10 protein-coding genes and 1 pseudogene are annotated in these 16,902 nt (G+C 72.9%); 7 read left to right on the forward strand and 4 right to left on the reverse strand.

What is annotated here, in order from left to right:
- Nucleotides 1-294 precede the first annotated feature (294 nt).
- The 3 genes from J2N69_RS08625 to J2N69_RS08635 form a co-directional block, all read right to left on the reverse strand.
- Entirely contained in the window at nt 295-1,755 is a 1,461-nt protein-coding gene (locus J2N69_RS08625) for a glutamate synthase subunit beta (protein ID WP_230900210.1), read from the reverse strand.
- Complete coding sequence (gltB, locus tag J2N69_RS08630; protein WP_230900211.1) at nt 1,748-6,316, reverse strand: glutamate synthase large subunit; 4,569 nt, start codon at nt 6,314-6,316, stop codon at nt 1,748-1,750. The genes J2N69_RS08625 and gltB overlap by 8 nt, the downstream gene beginning before the upstream one ends.
- Before the next feature lie 316 nt (nt 6,317-6,632).
- Complete coding sequence (locus J2N69_RS08635; protein WP_127912258.1) at nt 6,633-7,364, reverse strand: VIT1/CCC1 transporter family protein; 732 nt, start codon at nt 7,362-7,364, stop codon at nt 6,633-6,635.
- Between the two features lie 267 nt (nt 7,365-7,631).
- On the opposite strand from J2N69_RS08635, the gene J2N69_RS08640 reads away from it, so the two are divergent.
- The 7 genes and pseudogenes from J2N69_RS08640 to J2N69_RS08670 all read left to right on the forward strand — a co-directional run bounded on the left by J2N69_RS08640 (nt 7,632) and on the right by J2N69_RS08670 (nt 15,817).
- Nucleotides 7,632-8,639, forward strand: coding sequence for an ADP-ribosylglycohydrolase family protein (locus J2N69_RS08640; RefSeq protein WP_230900212.1), 1,008 nt, complete (start codon nt 7,632-7,634; stop codon nt 8,637-8,639).
- 77 nt (nt 8,640-8,716) lie between these two features.
- Nucleotides 8,717-9,982, forward strand: a complete 1,266-nt coding sequence (locus J2N69_RS08645) for an ADP-ribosylglycohydrolase family protein (protein ID WP_408056688.1) — start codon at nt 8,717-8,719, stop codon at nt 9,980-9,982.
- Nucleotides 9,921-11,114, forward strand: a pseudogene (locus J2N69_RS08650) (ADP-ribosylglycohydrolase family protein); the annotation flags it as partial. The gene J2N69_RS08645 and the pseudogene J2N69_RS08650, both read left to right, overlap by 62 nt.
- A 371-nt stretch (nt 11,115-11,485) precedes the next feature.
- Nucleotides 11,486-12,808, forward strand: coding sequence for an ADP-ribosylglycohydrolase family protein (locus tag J2N69_RS08655; protein WP_230900213.1), 1,323 nt, complete (start codon nt 11,486-11,488; stop codon nt 12,806-12,808).
- Nucleotides 12,805-13,758 carry a ribokinase gene (rbsK, locus tag J2N69_RS08660; protein ID WP_230900214.1) on the forward strand — a complete coding sequence of 318 codons (954 nt, stop codon included), beginning with the start codon at nt 12,805-12,807 and terminating at the stop codon, nt 13,756-13,758. The genes J2N69_RS08655 and rbsK overlap by 4 nt, the downstream gene beginning before the upstream one ends.
- A complete protein-coding gene (locus tag J2N69_RS08665) occupies nt 13,755-14,978 on the forward strand; it encodes a CaiB/BaiF CoA transferase family protein (protein ID WP_230900215.1) in 1,224 nt (407 codons plus the stop codon). The genes rbsK and J2N69_RS08665 overlap by 4 nt, the downstream gene beginning before the upstream one ends.
- Nucleotides 14,975-15,817 carry an HpcH/HpaI aldolase/citrate lyase family protein gene (locus J2N69_RS08670; protein ID WP_230900216.1) on the forward strand — a complete coding sequence of 281 codons (843 nt, stop codon included), beginning with the start codon at nt 14,975-14,977 and terminating at the stop codon, nt 15,815-15,817. Before J2N69_RS08665 ends, J2N69_RS08670 begins: the two co-directional genes overlap by 4 nt.
- A 65-nt stretch (nt 15,818-15,882) precedes the next feature.
- On the opposite strand, the gene lgt is transcribed toward J2N69_RS08670, so the two are convergent.
- Nucleotides 15,883-16,884: a prolipoprotein diacylglyceryl transferase gene (gene lgt, locus J2N69_RS08675; protein ID WP_230900217.1), complete on the reverse strand. Its 1,002-nt coding sequence runs from the start codon at nt 16,882-16,884 to the stop codon at nt 15,883-15,885.
- Nucleotides 16,885-16,902: the final 18 nt, after the last annotated feature.

The following is a 16,902-nucleotide window of genomic DNA, read 5'->3' on the forward strand; positions in this document are numbered from 1 at the left end:
CGGCCCCCTCCAGGTTCCGATTGGTGGGAGCGATTGTGGTCACACCGGACCGAGGCGGTCTAGACCCATTGGTATAAGCGGCCGAACCGTAATGACGGTTGCGAGTGACGCAACATACGCTCATAGCATTGCGTCACTTGCAACGCAGGGGTATCGGGGAGCGGCACCTCGGCACATGCCACGGCGCCCGCCCAGGTCCGGTCGGGGACGAGGCGGGCGCCGCTTCAGTTCCGTACGTCGTTGTACGGGACGTATGAGGGGTCGTACGGCAAGGGCCGTACGGAGGGGGCGGGGCTAGACCGTCAGGGCGCGGTCCGTGGGGCGGATCGGGGCCGGGAGGTCGCTGACGCCGGTGAGGAAGCGGTCGACGCCGCGGGCCGCCGAGCGGCCTTCCGCGATCGCCCAGACGATGAGCGACTGGCCGCGGCCCGCGTCGCCGGCGACGAAGACACCGGGGACGTTGGTCTGGAAGTCGGCGTCACGCGCGATGTTGCCGCGCTCGTCCAGCTCCAGGGCGAACTGGTCCACCAGGCCGTTCTCGCGGTCCGTGCCGGTGAAGCCCATCGCGAGGGTGACCAGCTGGGCGGGGATCTTCCGCTCGGTGCCCGGCTTCTGGGTCAGCTTGCCGTCGATGAACTCGACCTCGACGAGGTGAAGGAACTGGACGTTGCCGTCCTCGTCGCCCTCGAAGTGCGTGGTCGAGACGGAGTAGACCCGCTCGCCGCCCTCCTCGTGCGCGGAGGTGACCTTGTACAGCATGGGGAAGGTCGGCCACGGCTGGTGCGGCGCCCGGTCCTCGCCCGGCTTCGGCATGATCTCCAGCTGGGTGACCGAGGCGGCGCCCTGGCGGTGGGCGGTACCCACGCAGTCCGCGCCGGTGTCGCCGCCGCCGATGACGACGACGTGCTTGCCCTCGGCGGTGATGGGGGGCGCCACGAAGTCGCCCTCCTGCACCTTGTTCGCGAGCGGCAGGTACTCCATGGCGAAGTGGATGCCGTTCAGGTCACGGCCCGGGACGGGCAGGTCACGGGAGATGGTGGCGCCCGCGGCGATGACGACGGCGTCGTACCGCTTGCGCAGCTTCATCGCGTCGATGTCCCGGCCGATCTCCACGCCGGTACGGAACTTGGTGCCCTCCGCCCGCATCTGCTCGATGCGGCGGTTGATGTGCCGCTTCTCCATCTTGAACTCGGGGATGCCGTAGCGCAGCAGGCCGCCGATGCGGTCGGCGCGCTCGTAGACGGCGACGGTGTGACCGGCGCGGGTCAGCTGCTGGGCGGCGGCGAGGCCCGCCGGGCCGGAGCCGATGACGGCGACCGTCTTGCCGGAGAGCCGCTCGGGCGCCTGCGGCGCCACGTCGCCGGTCTCCCACGCCTTGTCGATGATGGAGACCTCGACGTTCTTGATGGTGACGGCCGGCTGGTTGATGCCGAGGACGCACGCCGACTCGCACGGGGCCGGGCACAGGCGGCCCGTGAACTCCGGGAAGTTGTTCGTGGCGTGCAGCCGCTCCTGCGCGGCCTGCCAGTCCTCGCGGTAGGCGTAGTCGTTCCACTCGGGGATGAGGTTCCCGAGCGGACAGCCGTTGTGGCAGAACGGGATGCCGCAGTCCATGCAGCGCGAGGCCTGCTGCGAGATGATCGGGAGGAGCGAGCCGGGGACGTAGACCTCGTTCCAGTCGCGGACGCGCTCGCCGACCGGGCGGGTCTTGGCGACCTCGCGGCCGTGGTTCAAAAAGCCCTTGGGATCAGCCATTGGTCGCCGCCTCCATCATCTTCTCGGTGATCTCGGTCTCGGAGAGACCGGCTCGCTCGGCGGCGTCCTTGGCGGCGAGCACTGCCTTGTACGTGCTGGGGATGATCTTGCTGAAGCGGCCCACCGCCACGTCCCACTCGGCGAGCAGCTTCTCGGCGACGGTCGAGCCCGTCTCCTCCTGGTGGCGGCGCACCACGTCGTGCAGCCACTGCTTGTCGGTGTCGGACAGTTCCTCGACGGCGCCGAGGTTGCCCGCGTTGACGTTGTCGCGGTCCAGGTCGATGACGTACGCGATGCCACCGGACATGCCGGCCGCGAAGTTGCGCCCGGTCTCGCCGAGGACGACGGCGTGGCCGCCGGTCATGTACTCGCAGCCGTGGTCGCCCACGCCCTCGGAGACCACGGTGGCACCCGAGTTGCGGACGCAGAAGCGCTCGCCGGTGCGCCCCCGCAGGAACAGCTCGCCGCCGGTCGCGCCGTACGCGATGGTGTTGCCGGCGATCGTCGAGTACTCGGCGAGGTGGTCGGCGCCGCGGTCCGGGCGGACGATGATGCGGCCGCCGGAGAGGCCCTTGCCGACGTAGTCGTTGGCGTCGCCCTCCAGGCGCAGGGTGACACCGCGCGGCACGAACGCGCCGAACGACTGGCCCGCCGAGCCGGTGAAGGTGATGTCGATGGTGTCGTCGGGCAGACCGGCGCCGCCGAACTTCTTCGTCACCTCGTGGCCGAGCATGGTGCCGACCGTGCGGTTGATGTTGCGGATGGCGACCTGGGCGCGCACGGGCTGCGCGTCGGCGGCGGTGGAGGCGGCGAGCGCGTCGGCGGAGAGCTTGATCAGCTCGTTGTCGAGCGCCTTCTCCAGGCCGTGGTCCTGGACGGTGACCTGGTGGCGCACGGCGCCCGCGGGCAGCGCGGGCACGTGGAAGAGCGGCTCCAGGTCCAGGCCCTGCGCCTTCCAGTGCTTGACGGCCTTGTCGGTGTCGAGCAGCTCGGCGTGGCCGACGGCCTCCTCGATGGAGCGGAAGCCCAGCTCGGCGAGGAGTTCGCGGACCTCCTCGGCGATGAACTCGAAGAAGTTCACGACGTACTCGGCCTTGCCGGAGAACCGTTCGCGCAGCGCCGGGTTCTGCGTGGCGATGCCGACCGGGCAGGTGTCGAGGTGGCAGACGCGCATCATGACGCAGCCGGAGACGACGAGCGGCGCGGTCGCGAAACCGAACTCCTCGGCGCCGAGCAGCGCGGCGATGATGACGTCCCGGCCGGTCTTCAGCTGGCCGTCGGTCTGTACGACGATGCGGTCGCGCAGGCCGTTGAGCAGCAGCGTCTGCTGGGTCTCGGCGAGGCCCAGCTCCCAGGGGCCGCCCGCGTGCTTGAGGGAGGTCAGCGGGGAGGCGCCGGTACCGCCGTCGTGGCCGGAGATGAGGACGACGTCCGCGTGGGCCTTGGAGACGCCCGCGGCGACCGTGCCGACGCCGACCTCGGAGACCAGCTTCACGTGGATACGGGCCTGCGGGTTGGCGTTCTTGAGGTCGTGGATGAGCTGGGCGAGGTCCTCGATGGAGTAGATGTCGTGGTGCGGCGGCGGCGAGATGAGGCCGACGCCGGGCGTCGAGTGCCGCGTCTTGGCGACCCACGGGTAGACCTTGTGGCCGGGCAGCTGGCCGCCCTCGCCGGGCTTGGCGCCCTGGGCCATCTTGATCTGGATGTCGTCGGCGTTGACGAGGTACTCGCTGGTGACGCCGAAGCGGCCGGAGGCGACCTGCTTGATGGAGGAGCGGCGCGCCGGGTCGTACAGGCGCTCGGCGTCCTCGCCGCCCTCACCGGTGTTGGACTTGCCGCCCAGCTGGTTCATGGCGATGGCGAGGGTCTCGTGCGCCTCCTTGGAGATGGAGCCGTACGACATGGCGCCGGTCGAGAACCGCTTGACGATCTCGGAGGCGGGCTCGACCTCGTCGAGGGGGATCGAGGGGCGGTCCGACTTGAAGCCGAAGAGGCCGCGCAGGGTCATGAGCCGCTCGGACTGCTCGTTCACGCGGCCGGTGTACTGCTTGAAGATGTCGTAGCGGCGGCTGCGCGTGGAGTGCTGGAGGCGGAAGACCGTCTCGGGGTCGAACAGGTGCGGCTCGCCCTCGCGGCGCCACTGGTACTCGCCGCCGATGTCCAGCGCGCGGTGCGCGGAGGGCACGCCCGAGGCGGGGTAGGCCTTGGCGTGGCGGGCGGCGACCTCCTGGGCGATGACGTCGAGTCCGGCGCCGCCGATCTTCGTCGTCGTACCGCTGAAGTACCGCTCCACGAAGGCCTGGTCGAGACCGATGGCCTCGAAGACCTGGGCGCCGCGGTAGGAGGCGACGGTGGAGATGCCCATCTTGGACATGACCTTCAGGACGCCCTTGCCGAGGGCGTAGATGAGGTTGCGGATGGCCTGCTCGGGCTCGATGCCGGGCAGGAACGTCCCCGCGCGGACGAGGTCCTCGACGGACTCCATCGCGAGGTAGGGGTTGACGGCCGCGGCGCCGTAGCCGATGAGGAGGGCCACGTGGTGGACCTCGCGGACGTCGCCCGCCTCGACCAGCAGGCCCACCTGGGTGCGCTGCTTGGTGCGGATGAGGTGGTGGTGGACGGCGGAGGTGAGCAGCAGCGAGGGGATCGGCGCGTGCTCGGCGTCGGAGTGCCGGTCGGAGAGGACGATCAGGCGGGCGCCGGCCTCGATGGCGGCGTCGGCCTCGGCGCAGATCTCGTCGATGCGGGCGGCGAGGGCGTCGCCGCCGCCGCTGACGCGGTAGAGGCCGGAGAGGGTCGCGGCCTTCATGCCGGGCATGTCGCCGTCGGCGTTGATGTGGATGAGCTTGGCCAGCTCGTCGTTGTCGATCACCGGGAAGGGCAGGGTGACGCTGCGGCAGGACGCGGCGGTCGGCTCCAGGAGGTTGCCCTGGGGGCCCAGGCTGCTGTGCAGCGAGGTGACGAGTTCTTCGCGGATGGCGTCCAGCGGCGGGTTGGTGACCTGCGCGAACAGCTGCGTGAAGTAGTCGAAGATGAGGCGCGGGCGCTCGGACAGGGCCGCGATGGGGGTGTCGGTGCCCATGGAGCCGAGCGGCTCGCCGCCGGTCTTGGCCATCGGCGCGAGGATGATGCGCAGCTCTTCCTCGGTGTAGCCGAAGGTCTGCTGGCGGCGCGTGACGGAGGCGTGCGTGTGCACGATGTGCTCACGCTCGGGCAGATCGGACAGCTCGATCTCGCCGGTCTCCAGCCACTCCTGGTACGGGTTCTCGGCGGCGAGGGCGGCCTTGATCTCGTCGTCCTCGACGATGCGGTGCTCGGCGGTGTCGACGAGGAACATCCTGCCGGGCTGGAGACGGCCCTTGCGGACGACCTTCGCGGGGTCGATGTCGAGGACGCCGACCTCGGAGCCGAGGACGACGAGGCCGTCGTCGGTGACCCAGTAGCGGCCGGGGCGCAGGCCGTTGCGGTCGAGGACCGCGCCGACCTGGGTGCCGTCGGTGAAGGTGACGCAGGCCGGGCCGTCCCAGGGCTCCATCATCGTGGAGTGGTACTGGTAGAAGGCGCGCCGGGCCGGGTCCATGGAGGTGTGGTTCTCCCAGGCCTCCGGGATCATCATCAGCACGGAGTGCGGCAGGGAGCGGCCGCCGAGGTGGAGGAGTTCGAGGACCTCGTCGAAGGACGCGGAGTCGGAGGCGTCCGGCGTACAGATCGGGAAGATCCGGTCCAGCTTCTCGGCCCCGAACAGGTCGGAGGCGAGCTGGGACTCGCGGGCGCGCATCCAGTTGCGGTTGCCCTTGACGGTGTTGATCTCGCCGTTGTGCGCGACGAAGCGGTACGGGTGTGCGAGCGGCCAGCTCGGGAACGTGTTCGTCGAGAAGCGGGAGTGGACGAGCGCGACGGCCGTGGCGAAGCGGCGGTCGGACAGGTCGGGGAAGAACGGCTCCAGCTGGCCGGTGGTCAGCATGCCCTTGTAGACGAGGGTGCGGGCGGAGAGCGAGGGGAAGTACGTCCCGGCCTCGCGCTCGGCGCGCTTGCGCAGCACGAACGCCTTGCGGTCCAGCTCCAGGCCGGTGTGCTCGCCGTCGGCGACGAAGAGCTGCCGGAAGACCGGCATCGTCGAGCGGGCGGTGGCGCCGAGCAGCTCGGGGGCGACGGGGACGTCGCGCCAGCCGAGGACGGTGAGGCCCTCTTCGGAGGCGATCGTCTCGATCTGTGAGACGGCGGCGTCGGTGGTGCCGGCGGTGTCGACCGGCAGGAAGGCGATACCGACGGCGTAGGCGCCGGCCGCGGGCAGCTGGAATCCGGCCACCTCGCGCAGGAACGCGTCGGGCACCTGGAGCAGGATGCCGGCGCCGTCACCCGAGTCGGGCTCGGAGCCGGTGGCGCCGCGGTGTTCGAGGTTGCGCAGTACCGTCAGCGCCTGTTCGACCAGCTCATGGCTGGCAACACCGGTCAGGGTGGCCACGAAACCGACACCGCAGGCGTCGTGTTCGTTACGGGGGTCGTACATCCCCTGGGGGGCGGGGCGACCGTCCATGGGCGACCAGGCGTGGGTACGCATCGGCACTCCCGTCGTCGTCGAGGCAACTACATGTGGCGAGGGACGACGTTGGCCCTGGCGAAATTTCGTGCAGGTTACATGATGGAGCGCTTCTCGAAAAGCGGATAGCTCATTCCACCATGTGGACACTGCTCGCGGAGTGGGGAGCGGTTCGAGGGGGACCTTGGGGGCCGCTGCGGACAGATCCATGGCCGAGGACCCGGAGCGCCGCGAGCCTCATTGCCCACAGCGCTTACGGCTCATGCCCCATGGCAATCGATTCGAAACCGCCGAGTAACGGCTATTTATGCGAGGTCCCGCATAGACCTGCACGGCGTCATCCTACGGCCGTGCCGAACAGGCTGCCCAGGGCGTACGTCACACCGGCCGCCGCCCCGCCGAGCGCGAGCTGCCGCAGTCCGCTGAACCACCAGGACCGCGCGGTCACCTTGGCGACCACCGCGCCGCAGGCGAAGAGACCGATCAGCGCGAGCAGCAGGGCGGGCCACAGCACGGTGGCACCGAGCAGATACGGCAGTACGGGGAGCAGGGCGCCCAGCGCGAACGAGCCGAAGGACGACACCGCGGCGACGGTCGGCGACGGCAGGTCGCCCGGGTCGATGCCCAGTTCCTCGCGGGCATGGATCTCCAGGGCCTGCTCGGGGTCCTTGGAGAGCTGGCGGGCGACCTCGCGGGCCAGCTGCGGCTCGACCCCGCGGGACACGTACAACGCGGCGAGTTCCCGCTCCTCGTCCTTGGGGTGCTTGCGCAACTCCCGCCGCTCGATGTCCAGTTCGGCCTGGACCAGCTCGCGCTGCGAGGCGACGGAGGTGTACTCGCCCGCCGCCATGGAGAAGGCGCCCGCGGCGAGCCCCGCGAGGCCGGTGATGACGATGGTCTGCTGCGAGACCGAGCCGCCCGCGACACCCGTCATCAGCGCCAGGTTGGAGACGAGTCCGTCCATGGCGCCGAAGACGGCGGGACGCAGCCAGCCGCCGTTGACATCACGGTGGGTGTGGTTGTCGCGGTGCGCCTCGTGCAGCGCCGCTTCGGTCTCGATGATCGCCATGGTATGGACCCCCTCAATGCTTGGACAGCGTCCAAAGTACGCGCGAAAAAAATCTCCCGCCAGCAAGGAAGGCCGTACTTACCTGCGCAAACGCGCTTCGGCGGGGGTCTCGCGGGGCTGTCCGGACGCTGCCGGAAAGGAGGCGCGAAGGGGTGATCTGAGCCCGTGCGTGCTCGTGTGAGCGCCCCGCGTGGCAGAGATGGACCAAGCACCGCATCCAGTGGTCCGCGCGACGTACCGGCGGTCCGCGCAACAGGGAGGCACGGCATGGCATCCAGCGCATGCGTTCCCTCGGCCCCGACACCCGGCGACGCCGCCGGGCTCCGCGAACGGGCGCGCGGCGCGCTGCTCGGCCTGGCGGTCGGCGACGCGCTCGGCGCACCCGCGGAGAACATGAAGCCGTCCGAGATCCGGGCCCGTTGGGGCCGCATCACCGGATACGTCGCCGAACACCCGGCGGGCACGGACGACACGGAGTACGCGATCTTCTCGGGGCTGCTGCTCGCCCGGCACGGTTCGGCGCTGACCGTCGCCCACGTCGAGGCCGCCTGGCACCAGTGGCTCGCCGACCTGGACGAGGGCCCCTTCCGGGGCGCCGGCTTCAGCGAGCGCGGCACGCTGGAGAACCTCCGCCGCGGTCTCGCCGCCCCCATCTCGGCCCAGCACCGGCACGCCTGGAGCGACGGCCTGGCGATGCGGGCCGCGCCGTTCGGCGTCTTCGCGGCGGGGCGTCCCGCCGAGGCGGCCCGGCTCATCGCGATCGACGGCTCGGTCAGCCATGACGGCGAGGGCATCTACGGCGGCCAGGCGGTCGCGGCGGGCGTCGCGGCGGCGATGGCGGGCGCGCGGGTGGACGCCGTCGTGACGGCGGCGCTCTCCGTCATCCCGGACGACTGCTGGACGTCGAGGTCGCTGCGGCGGGCGGTCGCGGTCGCCCACCGCGGCGAGCGCGCGGTCCGCTCCGCGGTGGTGATCGGCGGCTACCCCTGGACCGACCTCGCCCCGGAGGCGGTGGGGCTCGCCTTCGGGGCGTACGCGGCGGCACGCGGCGACTTCCGCTGCGCGGTGCTGTCCGCGGTGAACATGGGGCGGGACGCCGATACGACGGCGGCGGTCGCGGGGGCGCTCGCCGGGGCGACGTGCGGGGCCCCCTCGATCCCCGAGCCGTGGGCCCAGGCCATCGGGCCCGCGCGGGGCAGCTGCCTTCCCTCGATGCGGGGGCATCACGTCCTGGACGTGGCGGAGCTGCTGCTTCCGGCCGGGGAGTCCTCGTGAGCGTCGACAAGCCCGTCGCTTCGCGGCGGATTCCTCCCACCCACCCTGCACCAGCCGGCGAACCGAAAGACCATCCGGTGCCCGCTCCCGCCGCACCCGCTGTGGGCCGCGCCTCTCCCGCTGCGCCCACGGCGCCGGGTGCCGACCAAGCGGGCCCCCGCATCGAAGGCCTGCTGCTGGGCCTCGCCGCAGGCGACGCCGCCGGGTGGCCCGCGGCCCGGCACCGGGCCGCCCGCATGCCCGAGTGGACCCGCCGCCTCACCCGCGAACTGGACACCTTCGCCGAGCAGAACGCCACGACCACCCTCCCCGTCCCCATCGCCCTGAACCAGCCCCCCGAACCCCTGCGCCTCGGCCCCTCCGACGACGCCGAATGGGCGGCCTTCACCGCCGAGTCCCTGCTCCGCGCGGCGGACGGCACCCTCGACCCCGGCCTGCCCCCGGACCGCCGGGTCCGCGCCGCCCTGGACCTCGCCTGGTCCACGCTGGCCGCCGAGGTCGCCGCCGCCGCGGCCCGCGCCCCGGAGGTGGAGTCCGCCGTACTCCCCCTGCGCGCCCGCATCTCCGTCCGCGCGGGCCTCGGCAACCTCGCCGCCGGGCTGCGGCCGCCCGCCACCGGCCACGACAACCCGCACTTCTTCGACGACGCCGCCTGCGTACGCGCCTGCGTGCTCGCCCTGGTCCACCCCGGTGACCCCGAACAGGCTGCCGCGCTGGCCGAGTTCGACGCCCGCTACACCCAGGACGGCGACGGCGTCCACGGTGCCCGCGCGATGGCCGCGGCGATCGCGGTGGCGCTCGGTGCGGCGGACGTCGAACAGGCGGTGGACGCCGCGCTCGCCCAGCTCCCCGAGCACACCGAGATCGGCCGCAACGCCCGCCACGCCGTGAAGCTCGCCCAGGCCGCCGCGTGCGCCTTCGACCTCGTACCGCTCCTGGAACACCAGATCGTCGACCACGTGTACAGCTACGGCATCGCCGCCGCCGAGACCGTTCCGGTGGCGCTCGCCCTGGCCACCGCCGCGCGCGGCCGCGTCTGCGAGGCCGTGCCCGCGGCCGCCTGCCTGTCCCGGGTCGCGGACTCGGCGCCCGCCCTCGCCGGGGCGCTGACCGGCGCGTTCGGCACGGCGGCGGCGATCCCCGAGACGTGGCGCGAGACCTGCCGGACGCTGTCCGGCTGCACGCTCCCCCGCCTCGCCGGCACCGACCTGGTGGAACTCGCCGGGCACCTGGCACACACGGAACTTGCCGCTCCAGGTGGACAATTCCGACATGAAGCCCATGCAGCCCACGCAGCCGACACAGCTCACGCAGCGCACGCAGCGCACGCGGCCGACAAGTAGCGCGGTCGGGCTGGCGGACCGCATCACCGGCAGCCTCGTCGGCGCGGCCGTCGGCGACGCCCTCGGCGGACCCGTCGAGGGGTACGCGCCCGAGCAGATCGCCGAGCGCCACGGCGGCCGCGTGCGCGGCATCGTCGGCCCCTGGAACGGCGACGAGTGGCGCACCGCCCGCCCCATCGCGCCGTACCACAAGGGTGACGGCCACGTCACCGACGACACCTTGCTGACGCACGCGCTCGTACGGGTGTACGGCACCGTCCGCGATCACCTCGACGCGTACGCCATCGCCGACCACCTGGTGCCCGACCTGATGACGACGCCGCGCTGGATTCCGGAGCTGGCGGCCGAGGCCCTGCCCCTGCACCGGATCTTCCTCGCCGAGAAGTGGCTCGTCGCCCGCCTCCACTACGGCCACGTCGACCCGCGCGAGGCGGGCACCGGCAACATCGTCAACTGCGGCGCCGCGATGTACATGGCGCCGGTGGGCCTGGTCAACGCCGCGAACCCGGAGGGTGCGTATGCCGAGGCCCTCGACATCGCGGGCGCCCACCAGTCCTCGTACGGCCGCGAGGCCGCGGGCGTCTTCGCGGCGGCGGTGGCGGCCGCCTGCACGCCCGGCGCCACGCCGGAATCGGTGGTCGAGGCATGCCTCGCCCTGGCGAAGGACGGCACGCGCGCGGCGATCGAGGCGGTGACGGACGTGGCCGCGCGGCACCGGGACTTCGAGGCGGCCCTGGCGCCCGTCCGCGCCGCCGTCGCCCCCTTCGACACGGTCGGCCCCGACTACCGCGCCCCGTCCCTCGGCGCCCGCCGCCCCTCCCGCCTGCACGCCATCGAGGAGCTGCCGGTGGCCCTGGCCATGCTCCTGGTCGGCGAGGGCGACTACCGCCGCACGGTCCTCGGCGCCGTCAACTACGGCCGCGACTGCGACTCCATCGCGACGATGAGCGGCGCGATCGTGGGCGCGCTGCGCGGGGAGGCGGCGGTCCCGCGCGACTGGGCGAAGACGGTGGCGCAGGCGAGCCGCCTCGATCTGCACGCCCCCGCGACGGCGCTGACCGAGGTCGCCCGGGAGATCTTCGACCGGGACGTCACCCGCCGCCGTGCCCACGAAGCGGCCTTCACGTCCCTGACGGCCACGGAAGCGGCATCCGGTGCGTGCGCCCGGCCGACCGCCCAGGTCCGGTCGGCCGGGACGCGGGCGCGGGCGGGCGCGAGGGCCGAGACTCCGGTCGACGCCCGCTCCGGGGAAGCCGCACGAGTCGCCGTCCGAGGCGCGGATGTCGACGTCACGGGAGCCACGGCAGTCACGACCTTCACGGCAGCCACGAACACCATGGCACCCCCCGAAGCCACAACTGCCGCGCCAGCCCCAGAAGCCACAACAGCCACAGCAGTCACCAACCCCACCCCCGTCACAACCCCCACCCCACCCACGAAGCCACCACCGACCGCCCAGACCCCGAGCCCCCCGCCGCCCCCTCCCACTCCCCCAACCACCCCATGATCCGCCTCACCTGGGTCCACCCGGAGGACCTCCTCGGGCACGAACTCCGGCAGGCAGCGCACGAGGGCCGGGACGTCTCCTCCGTACGCGCCCGCTGGCTCGCGGCGGGCGGCCACCCGGCGCCGCCGCGCGCGGGCGCCTCCCCGGCCCCCGCCCCGCCTCACCTCCGTACCCTCGCCGAACAGCTCCTGGACGAGCTGGGCCCCGCCACCCCCGCGCAGCCGCCCCCCGCCCCCACCGGCCCCGCACCGCCCGCCCCCACGGACCTCCGCGACCGCCTCCACGCCGCCTGGCTCGGCAGGGCCGCGGGCTGTCTGCTCGGCAAGCCGGTGGAGAAGCTGCCCCTCGACGGCATCCGCAGCATCGCCAGGGCGACGGGCAACTGGCCGCTGACGACCTGGTTCACGGAGCGAGGACTCCCGCCCGCGCTCAAGGCGGCGTACCCGTGGAACAAGCGTTCCGCGCCCACCTCCCTCGCCGAGAACATCGACGGCATGCCCGAGGACGACGACCTCAACTACCCCCTGCTGAACCTCGTCCTCCTCCAGCGCCACGGCAGGTCCTTCACCACCGAGGACGTCGCGCGGCTCTGGCTGGACGAGCTGCCGGCCGGGCGCACGTTCACCGCCGAGCGCGTCGCCTACCGCAACCTCCTCCAGGGCATCGAGCCCCCGCACACCGCCACCCACCGCAACCCCTTCCGCGAGTGGATCGGCGCGCTGATCCGGGCCGACATGCACGGCTGGACCAACCCCGGCGCCCCGGAGGCCGCGGCCGAACAGGCGTACCGGGACGCCGCGTTGACGCACACGGCGGACGGTGTCCACGGCGCCGTGTTCGCCGCCGCCACCATCGCCGCGGCGGCGGCCGGGGACACCGACGTCCACCGCTGCCTCCGCACCGGCCTGGCGGCCGTCCCCCGGAACTCCCCGCTCCGCGAAGCCGTCCGCCACGGCATCCACCTCGCCACCGCCACCACGGACTTCGACACCGTCGTGGACCAACTGCACGCCGGCTACCCCACCCACCACTGGGTGCACGTCGTCCCCAACGCCGCCCTGCTCGCCGCCGCCCTCACCCACGCCGACGGCGACTTCACCGGCTCCATCACGCGCGCCGTCTCCGGCGGCTGGGACACCGACTCCAACGGCGCGACCGCCGGGTCCATCGCGGGCCTGCTGGCCGGGCACCCGGCCGCGCTGCCCGCCCGCTGGACGGCACCGCTCAAGAACCGGCTCGCCACGTCCGTGGGCGGCTTCGACGGCATCGGCTTCGACACCCTCGCAGAACTCACCGCCCGGGAGGCACACCGCTCATGACACCGACACCCGCGACACCGACGCCCCACATCGCCGTCCTCGGCAGCGCCAACATGGACCTCGTCGCGTACGTCGCCGAGGCCCCGCGGCGCGGCGAGACCGTGACGGGCCGTGAGTTCCGTACGGTCCCCGGCGGCAAAGGCGCCAACCAGGCCATCGCCGCGGCCCGCGCCGGCGCCACCGTCTCAATGATCGGCGCGGTCGGCGCCGATACCTTCGGCGCGCAGCTGCGCTCCTCGCTCGAACACTCCGGCGTCGACACGGACCTGCTGCGCAGGGTCGACACCCCGACCGGCACCGCGCACATCGTCGTCGACGACGAGGGCGGCAACGCGATCGTCGTCGTCCCCGGCGCCAACGGCACCGTCAAGGGCCTCACCCCCGGCGACGAGGCCGTGATCGCCTCCGCCGACGCCCTGCTGCTGCAACTGGAGATTCCGCTCAAGGGGGTCCTCACCGCCGCGCGGGCGGCGCGGCGCCACGGGGTGCGCACGGTCCTCACCCCGGCCCCCGCGCAACCGCTCCCCGACGAACTCCTCGCCGCCACCGACCTGTTGCTGCCCAACGAACACGAGGCCGCCGCACTCACCGGCATCACAAACGACCCGCCGGCCGCCGCCCGCACGCTTCTGGCCCAGGTCCCCGAGGTCGTCATCACCCTCGGCTCACAGGGCAGTCTGTACGCGGCTCGCGGCGCCGAACCGGTGACGGTGCCCGCGTCCCGGGTCACGGCGGTCGACACGACCGGCGCGGGCGACACCTTCGCCGGGACCCTGGCCGTGGCGCTCGCCGAAGGCAAGTCCGTGCCCGAGGCACTCCACTGGGCGTCCTCGGCGGCCGCGCTCTCCGTACAGCGCCCGGGGGCGTCCGCCTCCATGCCGTGCCGCAAGGAGATCGACGCCCAGGCGGCGGAAGCGACCGCCCGCACGACGGACGGCACCCCCTCATGACAGAGCCGCAGCCGCCCACCACACCGCCGTCCACGGCCGCACCCCTCACCGGCCTGCGCGTCCTGGACCTGGCCACCCTCTTCGCGGGCCCCCTCGCCGCCACGATGCTCGGCGACTTCGGCGCGGAGGTCATCAAGGTCGAACACCCGAGCCGCCCCGACCCCTCCCGAGGCCACGGCCCGTCGAAGGACGGCGTCGGCCTGTGGTGGAAGCTGCTCGGCCGCAACAAGCGCACGATGACCCTGGACCTCTCCACGCCCGGCGGCCGCGACACGCTCCTGCGCCTGGCCGCCACCGCCGACGTCGTCGTGGAGAACTTCCGCCCCGGCACCCTGGAGAAGTGGGGCCTCGGCTGGGACGAGCTGAGCGCGGCCAACCCCCGCCTGGTCCTGACCCGCGTCACGGGCTTCGGCCAGTTCGGCCCGTACGCCCGCCGCCCCGGCTTCGGCACGCTCGCCGAGGCCATGAGCGGTTTCGCCGCGATCACCGGTGCCCCCGACGGGCCCCCGACGCTGCCGCCCTTCGGCCTCGCCGACTCGATCGCGGGTCTGGCGACGGCGTACGCGGTGCTGACGGCCCTCGCCGCGCGTGATCGCACGGGCCGGGGGCAGGTGGTGGACATGGCGATCATCGAGCCGATCCTCACGGTCCTCGGCCCCCAGCCGCTCTGGTACGACCAGCTGGGCTTCGTCCAGCCCCGCACCGGGAACCGCTCCACGAACAACGCGCCCCGCAACACCTACCGCACCGCCGACGGCCGCTGGGTCGCCGTCTCCACCTCGGCGCAGTCCGTCGCGGAGCGCGTGCTGCGCCTGGTCGGCCGCCCGGAGCTGATCGCCGAGCCGTGGTTCGCCTCGGGCGCGGAGCGCGCCGCCCACGCCGATGTCCTCGACGAGGCGGTCGGCGGCTGGATCGCCCGCCACACCCGCGCCGAGGTCATCGAGGCCTTCGAGAAGGCACAGGCGGCGGTCGCCCCCATCCAGGACGTACGCGACGTCATGACCGACCCGCAGTATGCCGCCCTCGGCACGCTCACCACGGTCGAGGACCCGGAACTGGGCCCGCTGCGCATGCAGAACGTGCTCTTCCGCCTCTCCGAGACCCCCGGCGCGATCGGCTGGCCGGGCCGCCCGCACGGCGCCGACACGGACGCGGTCCTCACCGAACTCGGTCTGACGGAACGGGAGATCGCCACCCTCCGCAAAGAGGGCGCCCTGTGACCACCGCCCACCCCCTGACCTGGCTCTACGCCCCCGGCGACCGGCCCGAGGTGGTGGCCAAGGCCCTGCGCGCGGGCGCCGACGTGGTGATCGTCGACCTGGAGGACGCGGTCGCCCCCGACCGCAAGGAGTACGCGCGGGCGGCGACGGCGGAACTCCTCTCGGAGCCGCGTCCGTCCCCCGTCCCCGTCCACGTCCGGGTGAACGCCCTGGGCACGCCCCTCGCCGACGCCGACCTCCGCGCCATCGCCCCGCTCCCCGGCGTGGCGGGGCTGCGCCTGCCGAAGGTCACCTCCCGCGCCGACGTCATCCGCGTCGCGGAACGCGCGGTCCCCGCCGACGGCGGCTCCCCCAGCCTGCACGCCCTCGTCGAGTCGGCGCTCGGCCTGGAGCACGCCTTCGCCATCGCCACCGCGCACCCGGCACTGCACGGCCTCTCCCTCGGCGAGGCGGACCTCCGCGCCGACCTCGGCGTACGGGAGGACCGGGGCCTGGACTGGGCGCGCTCCCGCGTGGTGGTGGCCGCGCGGGCGGCGGGCCTACCCCCGCCCAGCCAGTCGGTCCACCCCGACATCCGTGACCTCGACGGCCTGGCCGCGTCCTGCGCCCGGGGCCGCGCCCTCGGCTTCCTCGGCCGCGCGGCGATCCATCCCCGGCAGCTCCCGGTGATCGAACAGGCCTACCTTCCCACCGCCGAGGAGATCGAACAGGCCGAGGAGATCACCAAGGCGGCGGCGACGGACGAGGGCGCCCTGGCCCTGCCGGACGGACGCTTCGTCGACCGGGCGGTGGTGGAGGGCGCGCAGCGGATGCTGTCCCTGGCGAGACGTCCGCGCTAGCCGAAAGCGATGGGGCCGCCGGATCAACCGATCCGGCGGCCCCATCGACGTACGACCAGAGGGTGTCAGCCCTTCTTGGCGGACTCGGCGGACTCGGCCTCGTCCTTGGGGGCCGCCCCGCCCTTGGTGAGCTGCACGGAACCGCCGTCACCCGCACGGTCCTCGTCGCTGCCACCCTTGCCGGAGGCCACCTCGCCGGAGGCCACATCCCCGGAACCCACAGCGTCGGAAGCCACGTCAGCGGAGTCCACCGCACCCGGTTCCACGACCTCCTCGCGCCCGGGCCGCTTCTTCGCCGACAGCACGAAGTAGACGACGGCCAGCACGAAGACCACGATCGCGGTCCAGACGTTGAGCCGCAGACCGAGCACGTGGTGCGCGTCGTCGACCCGCATGTACTCGATCCAGCCGCGCCCGGCGCAGTACGAGGCGACGTACAGCGCGAACGCCCGGCCGTGCCCGAGCTTGAAGCGGCGGTCGGCCCAGATGACGAGGAGGGCGACGCCGACGCACCACAGGGATTCGTAGAGGAACGTGGGGTGGTAGGTGCCGGGGACCCGGCCGTCATCCGCCGAGGTGATCTTCAGCGCCCACGGCACGTCCGTGGCCCTGCCGTACAGCTCCTGGTTGAACCAGTTGCCCCAGCGGCCGATGGCCTGCGCGAGGGCGATGCCGGGGGCCAGGGCGTCGGCCCAGGCCGGCAGCGGGATGCCCCGGCGGCGGCAGCCGATCCACGCGCCGACCGCGCCGAGCGCGATCGCGCCCCAGATGCCGAGGCCGCCTTCCCAGATCTTGAAGGCGTCGACCCAGTTCCGGCCCTCGCTGAAGTACAGCTGGTAGTCCGTGATCACGTGGTAGAGGCGCCCGCCGACCAGGCCGAACGGCACGGCCCACACGGCGATGTCGGCCACGGTGCCGGGCCGGCCCCCGCGGGCGACCCACCGCTTGTTGCCGAGCCAGACGGCCACGAAGACGCCGATGATGATGCAGAACGCGTAGCCGCGCAGCGGAATGGGTCCGAGTTCGACCACACCGCGGGACGGGCTGGGAATGTAGGCAAGGTCCATGGCAGGTCCGACGCTACC

Origin of the sequence: Streptomyces huasconensis, from assembly GCF_021028635.1 — a bacterium.
GTDB lineage: Bacteria > Actinomycetota > Actinomycetes > Streptomycetales > Streptomycetaceae > Streptomyces > Streptomyces huasconensis.

Excerpts from the sequence above, each read along its gene's own strand:
- J2N69_RS08625 (WP_230900210.1), bottom strand. The coding sequence starts at position 1,755 with ATGGCTGATCCCAAGGGCTTTTTGAACCACGGCCGCGAGGTCGCCAAG.
- gltB (WP_230900211.1), bottom strand. The coding sequence starts at position 6,316 with ATGCGTACCCACGCCTGGTCGCCCATGGACGGTCGCCCCGCCCCCCAG.
- J2N69_RS08635 (WP_127912258.1), bottom strand. The coding sequence starts at position 7,364 with ATGGCGATCATCGAGACCGAAGCGGCGCTGCACGAGGCGCACCGCGAC.
- J2N69_RS08640 (WP_230900212.1), top strand. The coding sequence starts at position 7,632 with ATGGCATCCAGCGCATGCGTTCCCTCGGCCCCGACACCCGGCGACGCC.
- J2N69_RS08655 (WP_230900213.1), top strand. The coding sequence starts at position 11,486 with ATGATCCGCCTCACCTGGGTCCACCCGGAGGACCTCCTCGGGCACGAA.
- rbsK (WP_230900214.1), top strand. The coding sequence starts at position 12,805 with ATGACACCGACACCCGCGACACCGACGCCCCACATCGCCGTCCTCGGC.
- J2N69_RS08665 (WP_230900215.1), top strand. The coding sequence starts at position 13,755 with ATGACAGAGCCGCAGCCGCCCACCACACCGCCGTCCACGGCCGCACCC.
- lgt (WP_230900217.1), bottom strand. The coding sequence starts at position 16,884 with ATGGACCTTGCCTACATTCCCAGCCCGTCCCGCGGTGTGGTCGAACTC.